The organism is Roseomonas sp. E05 (genome assembly GCF_030063475.1).
Taxonomy (GTDB): Bacteria; Pseudomonadota; Alphaproteobacteria; order Acetobacterales; family Acetobacteraceae; genus Pseudoroseomonas.
The window spans coordinates 1-20040 of sequence record NZ_JASIRT010000015.1; the positions used below are offsets into that span (position 1 = coordinate 1).

Genomic DNA, 20040 nt, shown 5'->3' on the forward strand with positions numbered 1-20040 from the left:
AAACACCTCAAGGCGCTCCGATGGCGCACACCGTTCCAGGCCGTCTGTGATGCCTGGACCAAGGACCCCGCCATCTTCAAGATCAACCCGCACCACCTCATCCCGGGACTACACACCTAGCCGCCGGTGCCGAGCACGATGAGCGCCACCTTGCGTCCGGTACCGTTCGCCTGCAGCGCAGCGCCGATGCCGGTGACATCCGGGGCGAGCAGCCGCTGCCGCTGCTGCGGGTCGTCCAGCCATTGCCGGGTGAAGTGGCGGAGATCGGCCCCGGTGGGCTGCGTGCCGCATCCGCCGCAGGCCCCGGCGAGAACGGAGAGCGCATGCCAGCGCGACCGCTGCGCCGGCGGCACCGCCTCGAGCAGGCCATCGCCCTGCGGCAGGGTCAGGCCATCGGAAGCGGGATCGGGCAGCAGGGCGCGCGCCGCCTCGCTCAGGGCGGGGCTGGCATGAACCTCGCCCAGGCCCGCCTTGCTGCGCGCCTGGTTGACGAGTCGCGCCGCCTGCGCGGCCGCATCGCCGGCAGAGAGGGAAGCGGGCGCCGCATCGCCGCCCGCCTCGCGCGATGTTCCCGGCCCGGCGAAGGTCTGCACGGCGTAAAGACCCTGGCCGGCCTCCACGACGATGCCGAAGCCGAACCGGCTGAGACCCTCGCGCAGGATGTTCTCGCGATGTTCGGGGCTGTTCATCCAGCCCTCCTGCAGCCGCGCGACCGTCTCCGCCGTGGCGGGGGGCGCGCATTGCCGGCAGCGCGCGATGTTCTCCTCCACAAGCTCCCAGCGCCCGCCGCCGGCCGCCATGTAGCGGTCCCGCACATTCTCGCCCTCGGGCGAGGTGTGGGCATAGTAGTGGCGCCGCAGCATGTCCCGCGCGTGCGACTGCGCCGCCTCGTCGAGGCTGCCGCCCTCCTCGAGGCGGGCGAGGCCCTCGGCGGCGCGCGCCTGGTTCACCAGCTCCAGCGCCCGCTGCCGCAGGGCGCCGAGATCCCCGTCCTCCGCCGCCCGCAGGGGCTGCCGGCCCGCCAGGAGGAGCACGAAGGCAGCCAAAAGCACCCGGCCGGCCTTCCGGGGCGGCCATGCCACGCGGATGGTGCGGCCGTCCTGCCCGCGTCTCGCCATGCGGTCTCTCCCTTGCCGCGCCGGGCGGGTGGCGGTGGCCCGGCGACAGGCGGGGAATGCGCCGGGCGCGGCGCCGGTTGCGAGCGGCCCCTGCGCTCAGTGGCGCAGCAGCGAGAGAATGATCTCCAGCGCGATCAGCGCCAGGATGGCGATTTCCAGCAGCTCCGCGCGGGCGCCGGCGGCCTCGCTGTGCAGGGCGGTGTAGGTCTCGCGGATGATGGCCAGCTTGCGGTCCACGGCAGCGCTGACATTGGGCACGCGGAACAGCTCGATCGCGGCGGCATAGACGCGGGCGAGATAGACGTCCTCCGTCACCTGCAGGGCATTGTCCACCCGCTCGGCCAGTTCCGTCACCTCGGCCACCAGCGTATGCAGCCGCCGGGCCAGGCGCCCGTAGCGGCGCGCGGACAGCAGGCTGGTGCGCCCCCGCGCCGCCTCCACCAGGTCGCGCATGCGGGGCAGCTCCTCATCGAGCATCTCGTCATAGGTGCGCATCTCCAGGAGCTGGGCGTTGGCCATCTCCAGCACGTCGGCGACGTCGGTCTCGCGCTGCGGCTCGTAGATGAAGGCGCGGTCCCAGGTGATCACCACGAGGTCGTCCGGGTGGTAGGAGAAGCGCTGCCGCAAGAGGTCGCGCCGTGCGCCTTCGGCGAGTGGCCGCGTCTCGCCCGAGAGCAGCGGCACCAGGTCCACCCTGGCCTGCAGCGCCTCGGCCGTCACCGGCGTGTCGAAGGCGTCCGCCACGGCGATCAGGTAGTCCTCCTGCAAAGGCACGGCGGTCGGGCGGTCCAGCGCCTCGCCGAGCAGGTCGCGCAACTGCCCGAGCAGCGTGCCCCAGACCGGCGCCTCCGCCGCCGGCCCGACCGCCTGGTCGAGCTGGTTCACCAGGCCGGCGAAGTCGTCCCAGGCGAGGTCCCGCACCGGCAGGCGCAGCGCCAGGGCGGCGATGCCGAAGTCGTAGAGCCGCACGGCGGCGGCGGCGGCCACGGTCTGGCCGCCCACCTCCAGCGGTACCGTGCCCAGTTCCAGGGCGAGTGGCGGCACCCCAAAGGAAATCGCCTTGGCGGGCGTGCCGACCAGCCGGGTGCGCGCGCTGCCGCCCTGCGCGCGCTGCGCCCAGAGCGCCTCGGCGCGCCTCAGGTCGATCTCATAGGCCAGGTCAAACAGCCGCAGGGCCACCACCTGCCCCGAGCGCACCCGCAACACGTCGTCCGTCATCGCCGCATCCCACCCTCCAGGCCCCCTGATGAACAGAAAAAAGATGGGGGTCCGAGGGAATTCCTTCCCCCGGCCTTTTTCCTCCGGCTCCGCCGAAAAACGCCCTTGCCGCGCCGCAGCACCCGAAGGAGGCTCCACGGTGAAGCCGGGCGCATCCTGGCCCAGGGCAAGCGGAGCGCAGGATGACGATTCGAAGCGTCGGCGTGATCGGCCTCGGCAATATGGGCCTGGGCATGGCGGCCAGCCTGGCTCGCGCCGGCTTCACGGTGTCCGGGCATGACATCAGTGCCGCACGCCGCCTGCCCGCCGAGGCCGCCGGCATCCGCTTCATCCCCGACCTTCCGGCCCTTTTGCGCGCGGCCGACGCCCTGGTCTTCTCCCTGCCCTATGCGCGGGACGTGGAGGCGGTGGTGGTCTGCGCGGGCGGGCTGCTGGAGCGGCGGGACCGCAAGGTAGTGGTGGTGGATACCTCCACCTCCGACCCGACCACCAGCCGCCGCCTGGCGCAGCGGCTGGCCGAGGCCGGGCATGCGCTGCTCGACGCGCCGGTCAGCGGCGGCCCCTCCGGCGCGGCGGCGGGCAGCCTGACCATGATGATCGGCGGGGCCGAGGCCGATCTGGAGGCCGCCCGGCCGGTGCTGGAGGCACTGGCGGCGAAGGTGGTGCATGTCGGCCCCTCCGGCGCGGGCAATATCGCCAAGCTGGTGAACAACCTGCTGGTGGCCGCGCATCTCATCACCGCCGGCGAGGCGATGCGGCTCTCCGAGGCCGCCGGCCTGCCCGCCGAGGCCGCGCTCAAGGTGGTGAACGCCGCCACCGGCCGCAGCGCCGTCAGCGAGGTGATGCTGCCGCGCTGGGTGCTGCCCGGCAGCTTCGACAGCGGCTTCAGTGCCGGGCTGATGCGCAAGGATATCCGCCTCGCCGCCGCGCTGGCCGCCGAGCTCGGGCTCGACCTGCCGCTTGCCGCCCAGGTGGAGCGGCTCTGGCGCGAGGCCCATGACCGCATTCCCGATGCCGCCGATTTCACCCGGATGGCCGATCACCGCCAGGAGCCGAAGGATGCCTGATGGCGCCCATTCCTCGCCCGCCGCGCCCCGACTCGCGGAGCTGATCGCGTGCCTGCTGCCCGGCGCGGCCGTGGGGAGCCTGGTCGGCGGCGCGATCCTGCCGGGCACGGGCGCCGCCCTGGAGCTGGTGAACCCCGCCGATGGCCGTCCGCTGCTGTCCTATGCCGATGCCGGCGCGGCGGTGGTGGAGGCCGCCATGGAGGCTGCCCGCCCGGCGCAGCGCGCCTGGTGGGGCATGACCGCCGCGGCGCGGGGCCGCGCCCTGTGGGAGGTCGCCCGCCTCGTGCGCGCCCATGCCGCGGACCTCGCTGAGCTGGAGACGCTCTCCGCCGGAAAGCCGATCCGCGACACGCGCGGCGAGGTCGCCAGGGTGGCGGAGATGTTCGAATACTATGCCGGCTGGGCCGACAAGCTGCATGGCGACGTCATTCCCGTGCCCAGCAGCCACCTGAACTACACCCGCCATGAGCCGCTCGGCACCGTGGTGCAGATCACCCCCTGGAACGCGCCGCTCTTCACCGCCGGCTGGCAGATCGCCCCCGCCCTCTGCGCCGGAAACGCGGTGGTGCTGAAGCCCTCGGAGCTGACGCCGCTGACCTCGCTCGCCCTCGGCGCGCTGTGCGACCGGGCCGAGGGCATGCCGCGCGGGCTGGTCAGCGTGCTGGCCGGCGCCGGCCCGACCACCGGCGCCGCCGCCGTGGCGCATCGCGAGACGCGGCTGGTGGTCTTCGTCGGCTCCGCCACGGCGGGAGCGGAGATCGCCGCCGCCGCGGCGCGCAACATCGTCCCCAGCGTGCTGGAGCTGGGCGGCAAGTCGGCGAACATCGTCTTCGCCGATGCCGAGCTGAGCCGCGCCCTGGTCGGCGCCCAGGCGGCGGTGTTCGGCGGCGCCGGGCAGAGCTGCGTGGCCGGCTCCCGCCTGCTGGTGCAGCGGCGCATCCATGCCGAATTCGTCGAGCGGCTGGCGCGCGCCAGCGGGCGCATCCCCGTCGGCGCGCCGGCCGACCCGGCGACGCAGATCGGTCCGATCAACAACCGCCGCCAGCTCGACCGCATCGCCACCCTGGTGCGCGGCGCCACCGCCGAGGGCGCGCAACTCGTCGCCGGCGGCGGCTGCCCCGAGCCGCTGCGGGACAGCGGGGGCTTCTACTTCGCCCCCACCATCCTCGACGGCGTCACGCCCGGGGCCAGCATCGCGCGGGAGGAGGTGTTCGGCCCGGTGCTCGCCGTGCTGCCCTTCGACAGCGAGGAAGAGGCGGTGGCCCTGGCCAATGCCACCCCCTATGGCCTCGCCGGCGCGGTCTGGACGCAGGATGTCGGCCGCGCCCACCGCGTCGCCGCCGGGGTGCGGGCGGGCACCTTCTGGATCAACAGCTACAAGACCATCAATGTCGCCTCGCCCTTCGGCGGCTTCGGGCGCAGCGGCTTCGGCCGTTCCTCGGGCCGGGAGGCGCTGGCGGCCTATACCCAGACCAAGAGCATCTGGGTGGAGACGGCGGCGGAACCGGGCGTGGCCTTCGGGTATGTCGGGTAAGGGAACCAGGCCGGGGAACGAATTCCCCCGGGGCCCCTTCTTTTTTCGGGTCTGGGCGTGCGGCCTCGGTCGACTCCTCGCCAGGCTGGCAAGAGAAAACGAGGGTCCGGGGGAACTCCTCCCTCCGGGTCCATGCGGCGCTGGCTGATCCTTGCCGACGACCTGGCCGGTGCGGACGACTGCGGGTGGCACCACCGCGCCCGGCTGGCGCCCCGGCGGGAGCGCGGCACCGGCCGGGCCGCCCCGCCCGCTCACCAGTAGGAGAACAGCACCAGCAACATCAGCACCAGGATCACCAGCGGAGCGATATAGGCCCAGCGCCGCCTTGGTGTCCGCACGTCGATATAGCCGGGCTGCGCCTTCTGCTTAGGGTCCACTTGCTTCTGCATCATTCCTCTCGCTTTCGGCGGCATGGCCGCTGCCGGGCATCCTGCGCCCTGCCCAGGCAACCGCCGATCCGCGCCGAAGTTCGGCTTGCAGTGCCTCCGCCGGAGTCGGCACGGCCCGGCGCAAGGCGGCGGGGACATCAGGGAAGGCTCCTCCATGCGCGCACCCGGCAGCCGAACCGCTGCATTCCTCGCCGGCGCCCTCGCCCTGGGCGGGGCGGCCTGCCTCGCGGCCACCCGACGGCACCGCGGCGGCGCGCCGGCCGTGCCACCCTGGCTGAAGCTCGGCTACGGCACGGCCACCCCTGTCATCGCCCTTGTCTACCGGCGCGCCTATGGCCCGGCGAACTTCCTGTGGCTCTCCGACCTGGCGCTCGCCAGCACCACCCTGGCGGTGCTTCGCGAGAACCGGCTGCTCGCCAGCATGCCGGCGGTCGGCGTGCTGCCGCTGGAACTGGCCTGGTCGGCGGACTTCATGGCGGGCGGTCGCCTGCTGGATCTCGCGGGCTACATGTTCGACCGCCGCTTGCCGCGGGGACTGCGCGCCCTTTCGCTGTTCCACCTTGCCCTGCCGCCCACGCTGCTCTGGATGCTGGGCCGTCTCGGCTATGACCGCCGCGCCCTTCCCCTGCAGACGCTGCTGACCTGGGCGGCCCTGCTGCTCAGCTACCGGCTGACGGCGCCGGAGCAGAACATCAACTGGGCATTCGGGCCCGGAACCCGGCCCCAGCGCGCCCTGCCGCCCCGCCTTTACCTCGGCCTGCTCATGCTGGGCCTGCCGTTGCTGGTCTTCCTGCCGATGCACCTGCTCCTGCGCCGCGCCTTCGGCGCACCGGCGACGGGTCCGGCGCCAGAGGCCGAGTGGCATGTCCGATGAGGCGGGGATCGACACCCCGCCGGACTGGGAGAGGGCGCTGCAGCACATCCTGGCGAGCGGGGCGCGCCGCATCATGCTCCTGGGGCCAACCGATGCCGGCAAGAGCAGCTTCTGCCGCCTGCTGCTGGCGCGCGCCGCCCGGGCACAGCGGCCGGTGGCGCTGCTGGACGCCGATCTCGGCCAGAAGCAGCTCGGGCCACCGGCCTGCGTCACCCTGGGCCACCCCGCGGCAGGCGGGCCAGAGCTCGATGGGCTGGCCTTCGTCGGCACGACCGAGCCTCTGCGGGGCTGGCGCCGCCTCATCGCCGGCACGGTGCGGCTGAAAGGGGAGGCGGGCGCGGCGCTGCTGGTGATCAACACCAGCGGCCTGCTCCGCGGCGCCGGGCGGCGGCTGAAGGCGGCCAAGATCGCCGCGCTGGGGCCTGACCTCCTCATCCCCCTTGGCGCGGACGCCGCGACCGAGGCGGTGCTCGCCGACCATGCCGGCCTGCCAGCCCTGCGCCTGGCGCGTGCGCCACTCGCCCGCCGCAAGGGCGAAGGCGAGCGGCGGGCCCTGCGGCGCGCGGCTTTCCAGGCCTATTTCGCGCCGGCACCGGTCTGGTCCCTGCCGCTCGGCGGCCTTCACCTTGAGGGCGAGGATGGCCAGGGCCTGCCGGCGCCGGGCCGGCTCGCCGCACTGGTGGACGAGGCCGGGCGCGACATGGCGCTGGCCCTGGTGCTCGCAGGGGATGGCTCCCTCCAGGTCCAGGGGCCGCAGCCGCGCCGCCCCGTGGCGGGACTGCGCTGGGGGCGCCTCAGCCTCGACGCGGCCTGGCGCGAACACTGGGCTCCCCAGCCAAGCGCCTGAAAAGGGTCGGGGAAAGGAATTCCCCCGGCCAAACCGACAGGTTTGACCCATCTTCTTCTTGCCGGTTTGGGACCGCGCTTTCCGCTCCTGCGGAAAACTCGAAGAAAGAAGAAGGGGGTCTGGGGGAATTCATTCCCCCGGCCTTAACCGTCCACCACCCGCCGCACCGCCTCGCCGGCCAGATCCTCCGGAACGGAGTGGCCGCCAGCGAATTCGCGGTACTCCACCGCATAGCCCTGCTTCCGCAGGCGCGGCACGATCCGCCGGCTGCAGGCATCGATCGGCAGGACGTCATCCGCCACTCCGTGCGAGACGAAAAACGCAGGCCGCCCCAGCGGGGGCGGCGAGGCGACGAAGCCCGGCGAGAAGGCGAGCGCATGGGTGAAGAGGTCGCCGTTCCCCAGCGCCAGCGAGAGGGCATAGGAGGCGCCATCGGAGAAGCCGGCCAGCGCCACCCGGCGGGGATCCACGCGATGCCGCTGGAAGACCTCCCGCAGCGCCGCGTCGAGGAAGGCCACATCGGGTCCGTAACCGCCCAGGATGACATCCCATGTCGCCGCACGGCTTTCCGGCACCAGCAGCAGCACGCCGGGCGCGGCCTGCTCGATCAGCCGCAGCGCGCCGGCCGCGTGGCCGCCCGCCCCGTGCAACATCACCACCAGCGGCAGTTCCGCCGCCGCCGCGCCTTCCGGGACGCGCAGGAACCCGTCCCGCTGGCGGCCGAGGCCGAGGCCATGCAGGCCGGGCGCCAATGGAGGCGCCTCCGGGCTGGGACGGGGCCGGGCCAGCAATCGGCCCCGCGCCGCGCTGGCCGGATCAGCCGCATCCGTGCTCATGCCCCTGCCCCGGAGGCATGGCGCCCCGGCTTTCCTGTGGCGGTACCTGTGGTCAGCCGTGCCATTCCCGCCTCCCAGCCTCGGACGTCTCGGGACATAACAGGCCAGCGGCACGCTGTTTGCGGCGAAACGCAACCGAATCCGCGCGGCGGGCGCTTTCTCCGCAGCCCACCTGCGGAGAGGAACAAGCCCATGGCCGGACAAGGTGATGACAGCCGCCACGATCCCGGCGATGCGGTGCCCGAGGGCGTGGCCCCCGCCTCGCCACCGCCGCCGCCGCGCGCCGAGGACCTGAAGGTGAAGCACAAGCTGGAGGAGCTGGGGCGCAAGCCCGGCGATGCCCCGCCGCAAGGGGAGGAAGGCCGCTGAAGGCCGGGCGGCGGATCTGACGGGGAGACCGGCGGGGCCACCGCAGCCCGCTTGACCGGCGAGGCGCCGCGCCCCCTTTACTGCGCCCTCCACCACGTGAGGGAGGGCCATCATCGCTCCGGAACGCGGCCTGTCCCCGGTCCTGCCGCGCTGGCGGCCGAGCCCGCTGGTATCCGCCTCGGTCCTGCTGCATGCCGGCGGCCTCGGCGCGCTCGGGCTGGTGCCCGCGCTCTGGCCCTGGGTGCTGTGCGGTCTGGCGGCCAACCACCTGGCGCTGACCCTCGCCGGCATGTGCCCGCGCTCGCCGCTGCTCGGGCCCAATCTGAGCCGGCTGCCGCAAGCCTGCGCGTCGGCCGGCCAGGTCGCCCTCACTTTCGACGACGGTCCCGATCCGGAGATCACCCCCCGGGTGCTCGACCTGTTGGAGGCGCATCAGGCCCGCGCCTCCTTCTTTCTCATTGGCCAGCGCACCGCCCGTCATCCGGCGCTGGTGCGGGAGATCCTGCGGCGCGGCCACAGCGTGGAGAACCACACCCACAGCCATCCGCTCCACTTCGCGGCGCTCGGCCCCGGCGGCCAGCGGCGGGAGATCCTGCGGGCGCAGGCGGCGATCCTCGAGGCTGGGGGGGCACCGCGCTTCTTTCGCCCGCCGGTCGGGCTGCACAGCCCCTTCCTGGCCCCGGTGCTGGCGGGCACCGGCCTGCGGCACGCCTCCTGGACCCGGCGCGGCGCCGATGGCGCCATCGGCGCCCCGGCGCGGGTGCTGCGCCGCCTGCGCGGCGCCGGGGCCGGCGACATCCTCCTGCTGCATGACGGCAACAGCCGCCCGGACGCCCAGGGCCGCCCGGTGGTGCTGGCGGTGCTGCCCATCCTGCTGGCGCGGCTGCGCGCCGCCGGTCTCAGCCCTGTACCGTTGCCGGAGGCCGTGGACGGGCCCGCCGGGCCAGCAGCAGCGGCAGCCGCAGCAGGAAACCCAGCATCAGCCGCCCGTGCATGCCGGTGAGCAGCAGGTTGTCCCGCCCATAGCGGAAATGCGAGACGCCGCCCTCCGCTGCCGAGAGGTAGCGCACCGGCACCGGGATGGTCATCGGCGGCAGGCCGGCCCAGCAGAGTCGTACCGCCGCCTCGGCGTCGAAGTCGTAGCGGCGCATCCAGCGGGTGCGGCGCATCACCGCCACCAGCGGCGCCACCGGATAGACGCGGAAGCCGAACAGCGAATCGCCCAGGCCGGCCCAGAGCGTTTCCAGATTGGCCCAGAAGTTGGAGATCCGCCGGCCGCGCACGCGCAGCGCCGGCGCCTCCGGCCCGAACACCGGCAGGCCGAGCACCAGCGCCTCCGGCCGCCGCATCGAGGCCGCCATCAGCGCAGGAATATGCCCGGCCGGGTGCTGCCCGTCGGCATCCATGGCCAGGGCATGGGTGAATCCCTCGGCCTGCGCCGCTTCCAGCCCGTGCAGCAGCGCCGCCCCCTTGCCGGCGTTGCGCGGCAGCCGCAGCACGCGCAGCCCGGGATCGGCCGCCGCCAGCGCGTCGAGCGGCGCATCGCTGCCATCGGTGCTGCCGTCCACCACCACCCAGACCGGGCTCCAGCAGGCGCGGGCGGCGCGCACCGTCTCCACCAGGATCGGGCCGGTGTTGTAGGACGGGATCAGGACCAGGTGGGTTCGCGAGGCGGGGGTCATGCCGCCTTCAGGCCATATCCTGACGCCGGGCGCCAGGGAGGGACTGGCGGAGGCAGCACTCCACCGCGCCGCAGAGTTCCTCCGCGCGTCCATCGGGCAGGAAGCGCGGGCCCAGCCGCACCCGGCAGCGCAACGGCAGCGGCGGCCGGCGCAGCACCGGCCAGCCCTTGCGCAGGTAGGGTGTCTCGCTCTCGATCACCACCGTCTGCACCGGGGCGCCGGCCCGCCGGGCGATCACCGCGAAGGAGCGGCTGAACGGCCCGGGCGCGGGCGTCACCAGGCCTGCATCCTCGCCGGCGCCGGGCGGGCTGCGCGTCGCCTCGGGGAAGATCAGCAGCTGCCGCCCCTCCTGCAGCGCCGCCGCCGCGTCACGGATCATCCGCTGCGTGGCGTCGTTGCGGACATAGCCGGCCAGCCGCACCCCGCCGCCGAGCAGCGGATTGTCCCACAGCGAGGCCTTGGTGATGCAGACCACGCGGGGCAGACGGGAGGTGACGAGCACGGCATCCAGCATCGAGGGGTGATTGGGCGTGATGATCAGTCCGCGCTCCCCGCGCAGCGCGTCCAGCGCCGAGAGGTCGCAGCGCAGCACGCCCGTCAGCCGCATGGCGCCGAGGAACAGCCGGAAGCCCCGCGAGATGCCCCACTGCCCGAGCGGCCGGCCGGCCGAGGCCGGCAGCAGCCGGTGCAGCAGCGCCGCCGGCAGGCTCCAGAGCAGGCACATCACCGCGAAAAGCAGCAGCAGGCCGTAGAACACCACCGCCTCCCATGCACCGCGCAGCGGCGCCCACAGCCCGTGCGCGGGAGAGGAGGGGCGGATGGCGGAGTCGTTCAGCGGGCGGCCTCCCGGTTTTCCCGGACCCTAGCCGAGTGCCCCGGCGCCGGTCTATCGGTTGTCCTGCCCAGTGCCGCCGGCCGGCCCGCGCGGGGGGGCGCTCTGGGAAACCGCCCGCCGGGAGACCGCCCGTGACCGAACCGACGCGCCAGGCCGCCCCGCACCCCACCCTGCCGGCCTACTACCCGGAAGCCACCCAGCGCGCCGGCTTCGTCCGCGGCCTGTTCGACGACACCGCGCCGCACTATGACCGCATCAACCGCGTCTTTTCCCTCGGCACCGGCGCCTGGTACCGCCGCCAGGCCCTGCGGCAGGCTGGCCTGCGCCCCGGCATGCGGGTGCTGGACGTCGCCACCGGGACCGGGCTGGTGGCCCGGGAGGCGGCGCGGATCGCCGGCCCTTCAGGCCTGGTGCTGGGCCTCGACCCCAGCGCCGGCATGCTGGCCGAGGCGCGCCGCGGCCTCGCCCTGCCGTTGCTGCAGGGGCGCGCCGAGTCGCTGCCGCTGGCCGATGGCAGCGTGGATTTCATCAGCATGGGCTATGCGCTGCGGCATGTGGCCGACCTCGCGGCCACCTTCGGCGAGTTCCTGCGGGTGCTGCGGCCGGGCGGGCGGGTGCTGCTGCTGGAGATCGGCCGACCCGACAGCGCCTGGGGCCATGCCGCCGCGCGCGCCTATCTCGGCGGGGTGGTGCCGGCGCTCTGCCGCCTCACCGCGCCGCGCGGCCGCTCCGGCACGCTGATGCGCTACTACTGGGACACGATCGAGGCCTGCGTGCCGGCCGAGACCATCCTGCGCCACCTGCGGCAGGCCGGCTTCGCGGAGGTGGGCTGCGAGACCTCGCTCGGCCTCTTCCGCGCCTATGGCGGCCAGCGGCCTGGTTGAAGCCCTCCGTGCCCGACCGCCCCGCTGCGCCGCCGGCCCTGCTCACCGAGGTGTCGCGCCGCTATGCGACGGCCTCCCGCTACACCCGGCACTATGTCCGCGCGAAGCTGCGGCGCGACCCGGCGACGGCCGCCATCCTCGGCCTCGCCGCCGGGGAAAGCTTCGGCCATGTCGCCGATCTCGGCTGCGGACGCGGCCAGCTCGCCCTGGCGCTGCTGCTCGGCGGGGCGGCGGAGCGCATCACCGGGCTGGACGGCAACGCCGCCCATCTGGCCGAGGCGCGGCAGGCCGCCGCCGGGCTGGTGGCACACTTCGCCGTGGCGGATCTGCTTGCCGCGCCGGTGCCGGATTGCGACACCGTCCTGCTGGTCGATGTGCTCTATCAGCTTCCCGCCCCGGCGCAGCTGGCCCTGCTCGCCCGCGCCGCCGCCGCCGCGCGCCGCCGCATCGTGATCCGCGCCTTCGATCCGGCGCGCGGCTGGCGCAGCCATTTCGGCCTGGCGATGGAGGCGGCGAACCGCGCCCTGCGCGGCGCCCGGCGCACAGCCAGCATCCATCCGCTGCCGCTGGCTGCGCTGGCGGCGCCGCTGGCGGCGGCCGGCTTTCGCGTCGCGGCGCGCCCCTGCTGGACCGGGACGCCGCTGCCGAACGTGTTGATGCTTGCGGAAAGGACAGATGGATGAAGCGGCTGCTCCCGGGATTCCTGCTTGGCCTGGCGCTGCTCGCACCGGGCTTCAGCCGGGCGCAGGATGCGGCCGACGCCCACCTGCAGCCGAAATTCGAGGCCGGCATCGCCGGGGGTGGCGGCTGGCTGCCCGACTACCCGGCGGCCGGGCAGAACCACCCCCAGGGCCTGTTCTTCCCCTATGTGATCTACCGCGGCGAGATCCTGCGCAGCGACGCGCAGGGCGTGCGGGGCCGCTTCTACAACAGCGAGAGCATCGGCCTGGACCTCAGCCTCTCCGGCGCCTTCCCCGCCTCATCCTCCGACAACGACGCGCGCGAGGGCATGCCGGATCTCGACTGGCTCGGCGAGATCGGCCCCGCCCTGCGGCTGACGCTGTGGCAGGACCGCAGGCTGGGCCAGCGGGTGAACCTGGAGCTGCCGGTGCGGGCGGTGTTCTCCACCGACTGGTCCTCGGTCCACTACCGCGGGATCGTGGCGGCGCCGGAACTGTCCTATGAGCGGCTCAACCTGCTCGCCGCCGGCGCGCGGCTGCGCGTCGGGCTGGGGCCGATCTTCGCCACCGGCCGGATGATGGACTACTTCTACCGGGTGGACCCGCAATACGAGCGCCCCGGACGCCCGGCCTACGACGCCGATCCCGGCTATCTCGGCACCCGGCTGCAGTTCTCCTACCGCCTGCCGCTGACGCAGCGCCTCTCCGTGGTGGCGGGCGGGCGGCTCGAATCCTTCCACGGCGCCACCAACGAGGGCAGCCCGCTGTTCCGCGAGAAGTGGAACACATCCGTCGCGCTGGGCTTCGCCTGGTCCTTCTACCAGTCGGAGGCGCGCGTGGCCTCCACCGCCTCGCCTTTCGACTGAGGCCGGCAAAGGCCGGGGGAAGGAATTCCCCCGGTCCCCCATCTTTTTCTGTCCGTTCGGAGCAGCCCCAGCCGCCCGCACGAAAACTTGAAGAAAAAAGATGGGGGGCTTGGGGGGAATTCCTTCCCCCCGGGTTTTTCCGCTTCGCCCGTCACAGGGAAATTCTGCACTGCTCCGGCAATTCCCCTTGTGCAGGATTCGTTTTCGCGCCCTATGCTCTGTGGCTTATGGCCGGTTCAGGCGTGAGGGAGGTTTGCGTGAGTTGCCAGTTGGCCATCGAATCCGAGGTGGCCGCCTTGATTGTCGAAGCCCTTCATCTCGAAACCAGCGCCGAGCAGATCGACCCTGAGGCTCCCCTCTTCGGGGAGGGCCTCGGCCTTGATTCCATCGACGCCCTGGAGATCGCGCTCGCCATCTCCCGCCGCTACGGTTTCCAGCTCCGCTCCGATGACGAGCGGAACGGGCAGATCTTTGCCTCGCTGCGCAACCTCTCCGCACATATCGAAAAACATCGCCAGCGCTGAGCCGATGCCACGGGCCGCCTGGCGCTTCGCTCCCATGCTGCTGGCCGGCGCCGCCATCGGGGCGGCCCGGCTGACGGGCCATGCCGGCCTGGCTCTGCTGCTCGGCCTGCTGACCCTCACCCTGGCGGCCACCCGCCACCTGCCCGGGCGGGCACGGCTGGTCCTGGGCATCGCCGCCGCGGCACTGGCGCTCGCCTGGCCGCTGCTCCGCCCGCTGGCGCCGCAGCGGCTGGCCGGGTTGCTGCCGCCAGCCGGCGACCTGCTGCTCTGCGCCCATTTCGGCGCCACGCTGCGGCCCGGCCGCGAGCCGCTGATCAGCCGCTATACCCGGCACGATTTCGGCCGCCTGCCGCCGGAATGCGCCGGCTATACCCGGGCGCTGACCCTGCTCTGGGCCGCCCTCTTCGCCCTGCTGGCGCCGCTGCATGCCATCCTGCTGCTCGGCCTCCCGCCGCTCGACGCCCCGCACGACAGCGGCGTGGTGCTCGGCGCGACGGCGGCCTTCATGCTTGTCCTGTTCCTCGGTGAGCACGTGATCCGCACCCTGCGCTTCCCGCAATTCGGCCTCGCCACCCCGGCCCGCACCCTGCGCGCCATCCTCTCCGCCCATCTGTCGCGCCATGCGTGAGATCCCAGCCTCGGCGGCCCTCACCTCCCGCCCGGCCGAGGCCGTGCTGTTCCGTCGCGGCGCGGAGCCCGTGACCTGCGGCCGCTTCCTGGCCGATGTGGCGGCGCTGGCCGCGCGCCTGCCGGACCGCCCCTATGTGCTCGGCCTCTGCGCCGACCGCTACAACGCGCTGGTTGGCTTCGCCGCGGCGGTGAGCCGGGGGCAGGTGATGCTGCTCTCCAGCGACCGCTCGGCCCGGCGCCAGCGCGAGATCGCCGCCAGCTACCCCGAGCTCTACACGCTGGCCGATGCCGGGGAGGACCCGAACTGGGAAGCGCCGCCGGATGCGGTGCGCGTCGCCCCTGCGGCGGCGGCCGGCACGGTCGGTCCCAACCCGCTTATCCCGCTCGGCCAGATCGCGGCGGTCGGCTTCACCTCCGGCAGCACCGGCGCGCCGGCGGCGCATCCGAAGCCCTGGGGCGCGCTGGTGGCCGCCGCCAAGGCCGCCGGCGAGCGCTTCGGCCTGAACCACCCGGACGGGCGGGAGACCACCGTGGTCGCCACCGTGCCGCCGCAGCACATGTACGGCTTCGAGACCACCATGGTGCTGCCGCTGCATGTCGCGACGGCCAGCCATGCCGGGCCGCATTTCTACCCCGTCGAGGTGGCCGAGGCGCTGCACGCCGCCCCCGGCCACCGCGTGCTGGTGACGACGCCGCTGCAGATGCGCGCCCTGCTCGGCTCCGGGCAGCCCATGCCGAAGCTGGAAGCGGTGATCTCCGCCACCGCGCCGCTGGAGGCCAGCCTCGCCGAGGCGGTGGAGCGGGCCTGGCAGGTGCCGGTGCTGGAGATCTACGGCGCCACCGAGATGGGCTCGATCGCCAGCCGCCGTACGGTGGAAGGGCCGCTCTGGCGGCTCTACCGCAGCGTCGCGCTGCGCCGCACGGCAGCGGACGCGATGGCCGCCGAGGTCGCCGGCCTGCCCGACCCGGTGCCGCTGGCCGATGCGGTGGAGTTGGAGGGGAAGGACCGCTTCCGCCTGCTCGGCCGCCGGACGGACATCGTCAAGCTCGGCGGCAAGCGCGCCTCGCTGGCCAGCCTCAATGCGCTGCTCCACGCCATCGAGGGCGTGCGGGACGGCGTCTTCGTCGTGCCGGAGGATCTGGACCGCAACCCTGCCGCCCGGCTCGCCGTCTATGCCGTGGCACCGGAGCGCAGCGCGGAGGCGATCCTGGCCGCGCTGCGGCAGCAGGTGGACCCGGTCTTCCTGCCGCGCGCCGTCACGCTGGTTCCCGCCCTGCCGCGCGACGCGGTCGGCAAGCTGCCGCAGCACGCGCTGGCGGCCCTGCGGCGGCAACTGGCGGGCACCGCCTGAGATGGCCCGGCCGTTCCCATGGCGCCTGCGCTTCGCCGTGCCCGCCAGCCATCCCTGCCTGCCCGGGCATTTCCCCGGCCGGCCGGTGGTACCGGGCGTGGTGCTGCTGGACGCGCTTTTCACCGCCCTGGCGGAGGAGGGCCACGGCCTCGTCACGCGGCTGCTGCGCGCCAAGTTCACCGCCCCCGTGGCGCCGGAGGAAGAGGTGGAGGTGGAGTTCCGGAGCGCCGGCCCCGGCCGCGTCACCTTCCAGTGCCATTGCCGCGGCGCACTGGCGCTGAGTGGCGAGGCCGCCCTGGAACCGGCCGTGGCCGCATGACCTGGACCGCCCAGCGGGAGCGCGGCAATGCCGCCGCGCTGAAACTGATGGGTTGGATCATTGCCCGGCTCGGCTGGCGCGCGGCCTGGCTGCTGCTCTACCCGATCACCGCCTACTTCTTCGTCTCCTCACCGCGGCAGCGCGCCGCCTCCCGGCGCTTCCTGCGCCGCGCCCTCGGCCGTGAACCCGGTCTCGCCGACCAGTTCCGGCACTACTTCACCTTCTCCGCCACCCTGCTCGACCGTGTCTTCCTGCTCGATGGGCGGCGCGAGGGCTACGATATCCGCGTGGTCGGGCTGGACCTGCTGAAGGACCGCATCGCCCAGGGCCAGGGCTGCATCCTGCTCGGCGCGCATCTCGGCAGCTTCGACGCCATGCGGGCGGTGGCCGACACCGGCTGCCCGGTCGAGGTGGTGGCGCTGATGCACGCCCAGCACGCCGCCACCAGCATGCGCTTCTTCGCGCAGCAGGCGGCGGGAACCCGCACCAGCATCATCCCGCTCGGCCGGCCGGACGCCATGCTGCGCGCCAAGGAATGCCTGGAGCGCGGCGGGCTGGTCGGCATCCTGGCCGACCGCACGCCGGGTCAGGACAAGGTGGCGCGGGTTCCCTTTCTCGGCCGCCCCGCCGCCTTTCCGGAGGGTCCGCACATCCTGGCCGCCGTGCTCGGCGCGCCGGTGATGCTGGCCTATGGCGTCTGGACCGGCCCGCGCCGCTACGAGGTGCATTTCGAGCCCTTCGCCGAGCGCATCACGCTGGACCGTGCCCGGCGCCGCGAGGACCTTGCCGCCGCGGTCGCACACTACGCCACACGGGTCGAGGCGGTGGCTCGGACCTTCCCTTACAACTGGTTCAATTTCTATGACTTCTGGCAGGAGATGGAGGCCTGATGCCCTTGCTCTCCTGCTCCCGCCGCGCCGCGCTGCGGCTGGCCGTCCTGCTCGCCTGGCCAGGCGCCGTCCTGGCCCAGACGGCCGTCACCCTGGAGAGCGTGATGGCGGCGCTCGCCGCCCGCCGCAGCGGCGAGGCCGGCTTCACCGAGAGCAAGGAAATCCCGGAGCTGGACGCCCCGCTGCGCAGCACCGGCACCCTTGCCTGGGCAGCGCCGGACCGGCTGGAGAAGCACACCCTCGCGCCGGTCGAGGAAATCCTGCGCGTGGAGGGTGACCGGCTCTTCCTGGCGCGCCCGGCGCAGAACCTGCAGCGCAGCATGGGCCTGGACGACGTGCCGGAGATCCGCCCGCTGGTGGAATCCATCCGCGCCACCCTGGCCGGCGACCTCGCCACGCTGCAGCGGCATTTCGAGATCGGCTTCCGCCCCGAGGGCACCGGCTGGCGCATGTGGCTGACGCCCCGCTCCCTGCGCGTGCGCGCGGCGCTGCAATCCGTGGAAATCACCGGCCGTGGCGGTGAGCTGACCTCGCTCCTCACCCGGGGCAACGAGGGGACAACCCGGCTGGTCATCACGCCCCCGCCGGCCAGCCGCTGAAATGGCAGGGCAGGCAAGGCTGGGGGAAATGAATTCCCCCCAGACTCCCCTTCTTTTTTCCTCGGGTTCCATCGCCAGCGGCCAGCGCGCGCCTGAACCGGCAAAAAAAAGATGGGGGTTTGGGGGAATTCCTTCCCCCGACCTTTCCCCGGCATGAGCCGGCACCCCGCCGCCCGCCTGCTCGGCGCCCTGCTCGTTCTCGCCTTGCTCGGCGCCGCGTTGCTCCGCGGCGTCACCTTCCGCGCCGAGATGAGCGATCTGCTGCCCCCCGGCAGCACGCCGGGCGCCGAGTTCCTGCTGCGCGAGCTGCGCAGTGGCGCCGCCACCACCCTGTTGCTGGCCGGCATCGAGGGGGCGCCCGAGCCGGAACTGGCCCGCCTCAGTCGCGCGGTGGCGGAAGGGCTGCGCGCCTCCGGCCGCTTCGCCTTCGTCGGCAACGGTGTGCAGGACCTCGGGGAGGCCGAGCGGAACCTGCTCTTCCGCTATCGCTACCTGCTCTCCCCGGCCACCCGCCCGGCCCTGTTCGAGGCGCCGGTGCTGCGCGAGAGAATGGTTGCGCTGCTCGACGGGCTGCGCTCCGCCGCCTCGCCGCTACTGGCGCGCTTCGGCTTCGCCGACCCGGTGGGCGCCTTCTTCGCCCTGCTCGGCGCCTGGATGGGCGAGAGCCATGTGGCGCTGCGCGAGGGCGTCTGGTTCGCCGAGGGCAGCGCCGCGCCCCGCGCCCTGATCATCGCGCGCGGCAAGGCCTCGGGCCTCGACCTTGATGCCCAGGCAGCGGCGGTGGCGGCCTTCCACACCGCCTTCACCGCCGCGAAGCCGGCCGAGGGCGCGCGGCTGCTGGTCAGCGGCCCGGGCGTGTTCAGCACCGCCGCCGCCGCCGCCGTGCGGGCCGACGTGCAGATGATCTCGCTGCTCTCCGGCCTGCTGATCGCCGCCTTCCTGTGGTGGCGCTATCGCTCGCTGCTGATGCTGGCGGCGGTGGCGGTGCCGCTCCTGTCCGGGACGCTGGCGGGCACGCTGGCGGTGGCCCTGGCTTTCGGTGCGGTGAACGGCGCTGCCTTCGGCTTCGGCATGACCATGCTCGGCATCATCGCCGACTATCCCGTGCTGCTGGTGACGCAGCGCCGCCCGCAGGAACGGTTGGACGCAACGGCGCGGCGCCTCTGGCCCACTTTGCGGCTGGCGGCGGCGGCGGCCACGCTCGGGCTCAGTGCGATGCTGGCCTCCGGCTTCCCGCTGCTGGCGCAGCTCGGCCTGTTCGGCGCCACCGGGCTGCTGACAGGAGTGGCCGTCACCCGCTGGGCCCTGCCCTGGCTGCTGCCGGGCCAGGCGATCGGCCCGCGCCCGCTGCCACGGCCGCTGGCCCGCGCCCTGGCCGGTCTGCGCGGCGCCCGCTGGCCCCTGCTGGCGGTGCCGCTCGCCGCGCTGGCGCTGCTGGCGATGGGCGGCCCGCGCTGGAACCGGGACCTCAACCGGCTCAGCCCGGTGCCGCAGGCGCAGCGCGACCTGGATACGGAGCTGCGGCGCCAGCTTGGCGCGCCGGATGTCGGCGTGCTGATCGCCCTGCGTGGCGCCGATGCGGAAACGGTGCTGCGGGCGGCCGAGCGGGTCGGGCAGGCGCTCGGGCCGATGGTGGCGCGCGGCGCGCTGGGCGGCTTTGACAGCCCGGCCCGCTTTCTGCCCAGCACCGCGACCCAGCACGCGCGGCAGGCCATCTTGCCCAGCGCCGGGGCGCTGCGCGCGCGGCTGGCCGAGGCCGCCGCCGGCCTGCCCTTCCGGCCCGGCGCCTTCGACCGCTTCCTCACCGGCGTCACGGAAAGCCATGACCTGCCGCCGCTCACGCCGGCCGGCCTCGCGGAGGCTCCCGCCCTTTCGGCGCGGCTGGCGCTGCTGCTCTCGGAGCGCGGCGGCGTCTGGCAGGGGCTGGTGGTGCCGAGCGGCGTGCGCGATCTGCCGGCGCTGCGCGCAACCGTGGCCGGGCTGAGCGATCCCGACATCCTGCTCATCGAGGTGAAGGCGGAAACCGAGAGCGTGGTCGCCACCACCACCGCCCAGGCCTTGCGCTGGGCCGCGCTCGGCGGCGGGGCGGTCTTCGCGTTGCTGGCCCTCGTGCTCGGCCGCCAGCGGGGCAGCGCCGGGGCCGGCCTGCGGGCCGCGCTCCGGACCGCCGCGCCGATCGCCGGCGCCCTGCTGGTCACATTGGCGTTGCTGGCCCTCGGCGGCCAGCTGCTGACGCCTTTCCACCTCGTCGCGCTGCTGTTGTCGGCGGGGGTGGGGATGGACTATGCCCTCTTCCTCGGCAGCGCCGCGCCGGCCGCCCCCGGCGAAGCGGCGGCCGAGGCCGAGCGCACCCTCGGCTCGGTGCTGAACTGCACGGTGACGACGCTGCTCACCTTTGGGCTGCTGGCTTTCTGCAGCACTCCGGTCCTGCGCGGCATCGGCCTGACCGTGGCCCTCGGCGTCGCCGCCGCCTTCACCCTGGCCCTTGCCCTGGCACCCCGCCTCCGGACGCATCCTTGACCCTGCA

22 protein-coding genes and 1 pseudogene are annotated in these 20040 nt (G+C 73.7%); 17 read left to right on the forward strand and 6 right to left on the reverse strand.

Annotated features, from left to right (window positions below; all coding sequences use genetic code 11):
• Positions 1 to 120, forward strand: a pseudogene (locus QMO56_RS15465) (IS481 family transposase); the annotation flags it as partial.
• Here QMO56_RS15465 and QMO56_RS15470 read toward each other — a convergent pair.
• Complete coding sequence (locus QMO56_RS15470; RefSeq protein WP_283527048.1) at positions 117 to 1118, reverse strand: CAP domain-containing protein; 1002 nt, start codon at positions 1116 to 1118, stop codon at positions 117 to 119. The pseudogene QMO56_RS15465 and the gene QMO56_RS15470 overlap by 4 nt on opposite strands.
• A gap of 96 nt (positions 1119 to 1214) precedes the next feature.
• Positions 1215 to 2336 carry a hypothetical protein gene (locus QMO56_RS15475; RefSeq protein WP_283527050.1) on the reverse strand — a complete coding sequence of 374 codons (1122 nt, stop codon included), beginning with the start codon at positions 2334 to 2336 and terminating at the stop codon, positions 1215 to 1217.
• Positions 2337 to 2518: 182 nt separating this feature from the next.
• Here QMO56_RS15475 and QMO56_RS15480 point away from each other — a divergent pair, with 182 nt between their 5' ends.
• Together QMO56_RS15480 and QMO56_RS15485 are read left to right on the forward strand one after the other, a co-directional pair.
• Positions 2519 to 3403, forward strand: a complete 885-nt coding sequence (locus tag QMO56_RS15480; protein WP_283527052.1) for an NAD(P)-dependent oxidoreductase — start codon at positions 2519 to 2521, stop codon at positions 3401 to 3403.
• Positions 3396 to 4937 carry an aldehyde dehydrogenase family protein gene (locus tag QMO56_RS15485; RefSeq protein WP_283527053.1) on the forward strand — a complete coding sequence of 514 codons (1542 nt, stop codon included), beginning with the start codon at positions 3396 to 3398 and terminating at the stop codon, positions 4935 to 4937. Before QMO56_RS15480 ends, QMO56_RS15485 begins: the two co-directional genes overlap by 8 nt.
• Before the next feature lie 251 nt (positions 4938 to 5188).
• Here the strand turns inward: QMO56_RS15485 and QMO56_RS15490 are convergent, their stop codons facing one another.
• Complete coding sequence (locus tag QMO56_RS15490) at positions 5189 to 5329, reverse strand: hypothetical protein (RefSeq protein ID WP_283527055.1); 141 nt, start codon at positions 5327 to 5329, stop codon at positions 5189 to 5191.
• A gap of 151 nt (positions 5330 to 5480) precedes the next feature.
• Here QMO56_RS15490 and QMO56_RS15495 point away from each other — a divergent pair, with 151 nt between their 5' ends.
• Together QMO56_RS15495 and QMO56_RS15500 are read left to right on the forward strand one after the other, a co-directional pair.
• The gene (locus tag QMO56_RS15495) at positions 5481 to 6200 is read left to right on the forward strand and encodes a hypothetical protein (protein ID WP_283527057.1); all 720 of its coding nucleotides are present in this window, start codon (positions 5481 to 5483) and stop codon (positions 6198 to 6200) included.
• Positions 6190 to 7047 carry a Clp1/GlmU family protein gene (locus tag QMO56_RS15500; protein WP_283527059.1) on the forward strand — a complete coding sequence of 286 codons (858 nt, stop codon included), beginning with the start codon at positions 6190 to 6192 and terminating at the stop codon, positions 7045 to 7047. The genes QMO56_RS15495 and QMO56_RS15500 overlap by 11 nt, the downstream gene beginning before the upstream one ends.
• A gap of 143 nt (positions 7048 to 7190) precedes the next feature.
• On the opposite strand, the gene QMO56_RS15505 is transcribed toward QMO56_RS15500, so the two are convergent.
• A complete protein-coding gene (locus tag QMO56_RS15505) occupies positions 7191 to 7883 on the reverse strand; it encodes an alpha/beta hydrolase (RefSeq protein ID WP_283527061.1) in 693 nt (230 codons plus the stop codon).
• 192 nt (positions 7884 to 8075) lie between these two features.
• Between QMO56_RS15505 and QMO56_RS15510 the strand changes: the two genes are divergently transcribed.
• Both QMO56_RS15510 and QMO56_RS15515 read left to right on the forward strand, forming a co-directional pair.
• Positions 8076 to 8252: a hypothetical protein gene (locus QMO56_RS15510; RefSeq protein ID WP_283527063.1), complete on the forward strand. Its 177-nt coding sequence runs from the start codon at positions 8076 to 8078 to the stop codon at positions 8250 to 8252.
• 220 nt (positions 8253 to 8472) lie between these two features.
• Positions 8473 to 9255: a polysaccharide deacetylase family protein gene (locus QMO56_RS15515; RefSeq protein ID WP_283527065.1), complete on the forward strand. Its 783-nt coding sequence runs from the start codon at positions 8473 to 8475 to the stop codon at positions 9253 to 9255.
• Here the strand turns inward: QMO56_RS15515 and QMO56_RS15520 are convergent.
• Together QMO56_RS15520 and QMO56_RS15525 are read right to left on the reverse strand one after the other, a co-directional pair.
• Positions 9152 to 9934 carry a glycosyltransferase family 2 protein gene (locus QMO56_RS15520; RefSeq protein WP_283527067.1) on the reverse strand — a complete coding sequence of 261 codons (783 nt, stop codon included), beginning with the start codon at positions 9932 to 9934 and terminating at the stop codon, positions 9152 to 9154. The genes QMO56_RS15515 and QMO56_RS15520 overlap by 104 nt on opposite strands.
• A 7-nt stretch (positions 9935 to 9941) precedes the next feature.
• Positions 9942 to 10691: a 1-acyl-sn-glycerol-3-phosphate acyltransferase gene (locus QMO56_RS15525; protein WP_283527069.1), complete on the reverse strand. Its 750-nt coding sequence runs from the start codon at positions 10689 to 10691 to the stop codon at positions 9942 to 9944.
• Positions 10692 to 10900: 209 nt separating this feature from the next.
• Between QMO56_RS15525 and QMO56_RS15530 the strand changes: the two genes are divergently transcribed.
• The 10 genes from QMO56_RS15530 to QMO56_RS15575 all read left to right on the forward strand — a co-directional run bounded on the left by QMO56_RS15530 (position 10901) and on the right by QMO56_RS15575 (position 20033).
• Positions 10901 to 11653, forward strand: coding sequence for a class I SAM-dependent methyltransferase (locus tag QMO56_RS15530; RefSeq protein WP_283527071.1), 753 nt, complete (start codon positions 10901 to 10903; stop codon positions 11651 to 11653).
• 8 nt (positions 11654 to 11661) lie between these two features.
• Complete coding sequence (locus QMO56_RS15535; protein ID WP_283527073.1) at positions 11662 to 12336, forward strand: methyltransferase domain-containing protein; 675 nt, start codon at positions 11662 to 11664, stop codon at positions 12334 to 12336.
• Positions 12333 to 13199: a MipA/OmpV family protein gene (locus QMO56_RS15540; protein WP_283527075.1), complete on the forward strand. Its 867-nt coding sequence runs from the start codon at positions 12333 to 12335 to the stop codon at positions 13197 to 13199. The genes QMO56_RS15535 and QMO56_RS15540 overlap by 4 nt, the downstream gene beginning before the upstream one ends.
• Before the next feature lie 269 nt (positions 13200 to 13468).
• Positions 13469 to 13723 carry a phosphopantetheine-binding protein gene (locus QMO56_RS15545; RefSeq protein ID WP_283527077.1) on the forward strand — a complete coding sequence of 85 codons (255 nt, stop codon included), beginning with the start codon at positions 13469 to 13471 and terminating at the stop codon, positions 13721 to 13723.
• Positions 13724 to 13727: 4 nt separating this feature from the next.
• The gene (locus tag QMO56_RS15550; RefSeq protein WP_283527079.1) at positions 13728 to 14351 is read left to right on the forward strand and encodes a hypothetical protein; all 624 of its coding nucleotides are present in this window, start codon (positions 13728 to 13730) and stop codon (positions 14349 to 14351) included.
• Entirely contained in the window at positions 14344 to 15705 is a 1362-nt protein-coding gene (locus tag QMO56_RS15555) for an AMP-binding protein (RefSeq protein ID WP_283527081.1), read from the forward strand. The genes QMO56_RS15550 and QMO56_RS15555 overlap by 8 nt, the downstream gene beginning before the upstream one ends.
• A 1-nt stretch (position 15706) precedes the next feature.
• Entirely contained in the window at positions 15707 to 16024 is a 318-nt protein-coding gene (locus QMO56_RS15560; RefSeq protein WP_283527083.1) for a hypothetical protein, read from the forward strand.
• On the forward strand, positions 16021 to 16914 hold the full coding sequence (locus tag QMO56_RS15565) for a hypothetical protein (RefSeq protein WP_283527085.1): 894 nt from the start codon (positions 16021 to 16023) through the stop codon (positions 16912 to 16914). Before QMO56_RS15560 ends, QMO56_RS15565 begins: the two co-directional genes overlap by 4 nt.
• A complete protein-coding gene (locus QMO56_RS15570; protein WP_283527087.1) occupies positions 16914 to 17513 on the forward strand; it encodes an outer membrane lipoprotein carrier protein LolA in 600 nt (199 codons plus the stop codon). Before QMO56_RS15565 ends, QMO56_RS15570 begins: the two co-directional genes overlap by 1 nt.
• Before the next feature lie 153 nt (positions 17514 to 17666).
• Positions 17667 to 20033, forward strand: coding sequence for an MMPL family transporter (locus QMO56_RS15575; RefSeq protein ID WP_283527089.1), 2367 nt, complete (start codon positions 17667 to 17669; stop codon positions 20031 to 20033).
• Positions 20034 to 20040 lie beyond the last annotated feature (7 nt).

Bases quoted from the DNA above. Each gene is read 5' to 3' on its own strand.
- QMO56_RS15475 (WP_283527050.1), bottom strand. From the start codon at position 2,336: ATGACGGACGACGTGTTGCGGGTGCGCTCGGGGCAGGTGGTGGCCCTG.
- QMO56_RS15575 (WP_283527089.1), top strand. From the start codon at position 17,667: ATGAGCCGGCACCCCGCCGCCCGCCTGCTCGGCGCCCTGCTCGTTCTC.
- QMO56_RS15500 (WP_283527059.1), top strand. From the start codon at position 6,190: ATGTCCGATGAGGCGGGGATCGACACCCCGCCGGACTGGGAGAGGGCG.
- QMO56_RS15480 (WP_283527052.1), top strand. From the start codon at position 2,519: ATGACGATTCGAAGCGTCGGCGTGATCGGCCTCGGCAATATGGGCCTG.
- QMO56_RS15555 (WP_283527081.1), top strand. From the start codon at position 14,344: ATGCGTGAGATCCCAGCCTCGGCGGCCCTCACCTCCCGCCCGGCCGAG.
- QMO56_RS15505 (WP_283527061.1), bottom strand. From the start codon at position 7,883: ATGAGCACGGATGCGGCTGATCCGGCCAGCGCGGCGCGGGGCCGATTG.
- QMO56_RS15470 (WP_283527048.1), bottom strand. From the start codon at position 1,118: ATGGCGAGACGCGGGCAGGACGGCCGCACCATCCGCGTGGCATGGCCG.
- QMO56_RS15520 (WP_283527067.1), bottom strand. From the start codon at position 9,934: ATGACCCCCGCCTCGCGAACCCACCTGGTCCTGATCCCGTCCTACAAC.
- QMO56_RS15560 (WP_283527083.1), top strand. From the start codon at position 15,707: ATGGCCCGGCCGTTCCCATGGCGCCTGCGCTTCGCCGTGCCCGCCAGC.
- QMO56_RS15495 (WP_283527057.1), top strand. From the start codon at position 5,481: ATGCGCGCACCCGGCAGCCGAACCGCTGCATTCCTCGCCGGCGCCCTC.
- QMO56_RS15570 (WP_283527087.1), top strand. From the start codon at position 16,914: ATGCCCTTGCTCTCCTGCTCCCGCCGCGCCGCGCTGCGGCTGGCCGTC.
- QMO56_RS15510 (WP_283527063.1), top strand. From the start codon at position 8,076: ATGGCCGGACAAGGTGATGACAGCCGCCACGATCCCGGCGATGCGGTG.
- QMO56_RS15540 (WP_283527075.1), top strand. From the start codon at position 12,333: ATGAAGCGGCTGCTCCCGGGATTCCTGCTTGGCCTGGCGCTGCTCGCA.
- QMO56_RS15485 (WP_283527053.1), top strand. From the start codon at position 3,396: ATGCCTGATGGCGCCCATTCCTCGCCCGCCGCGCCCCGACTCGCGGAG.
- QMO56_RS15550 (WP_283527079.1), top strand. From the start codon at position 13,728: ATGCCACGGGCCGCCTGGCGCTTCGCTCCCATGCTGCTGGCCGGCGCC.
- QMO56_RS15490 (WP_283527055.1), bottom strand. From the start codon at position 5,329: ATGATGCAGAAGCAAGTGGACCCTAAGCAGAAGGCGCAGCCCGGCTAT.
- QMO56_RS15565 (WP_283527085.1), top strand. From the start codon at position 16,021: ATGACCTGGACCGCCCAGCGGGAGCGCGGCAATGCCGCCGCGCTGAAA.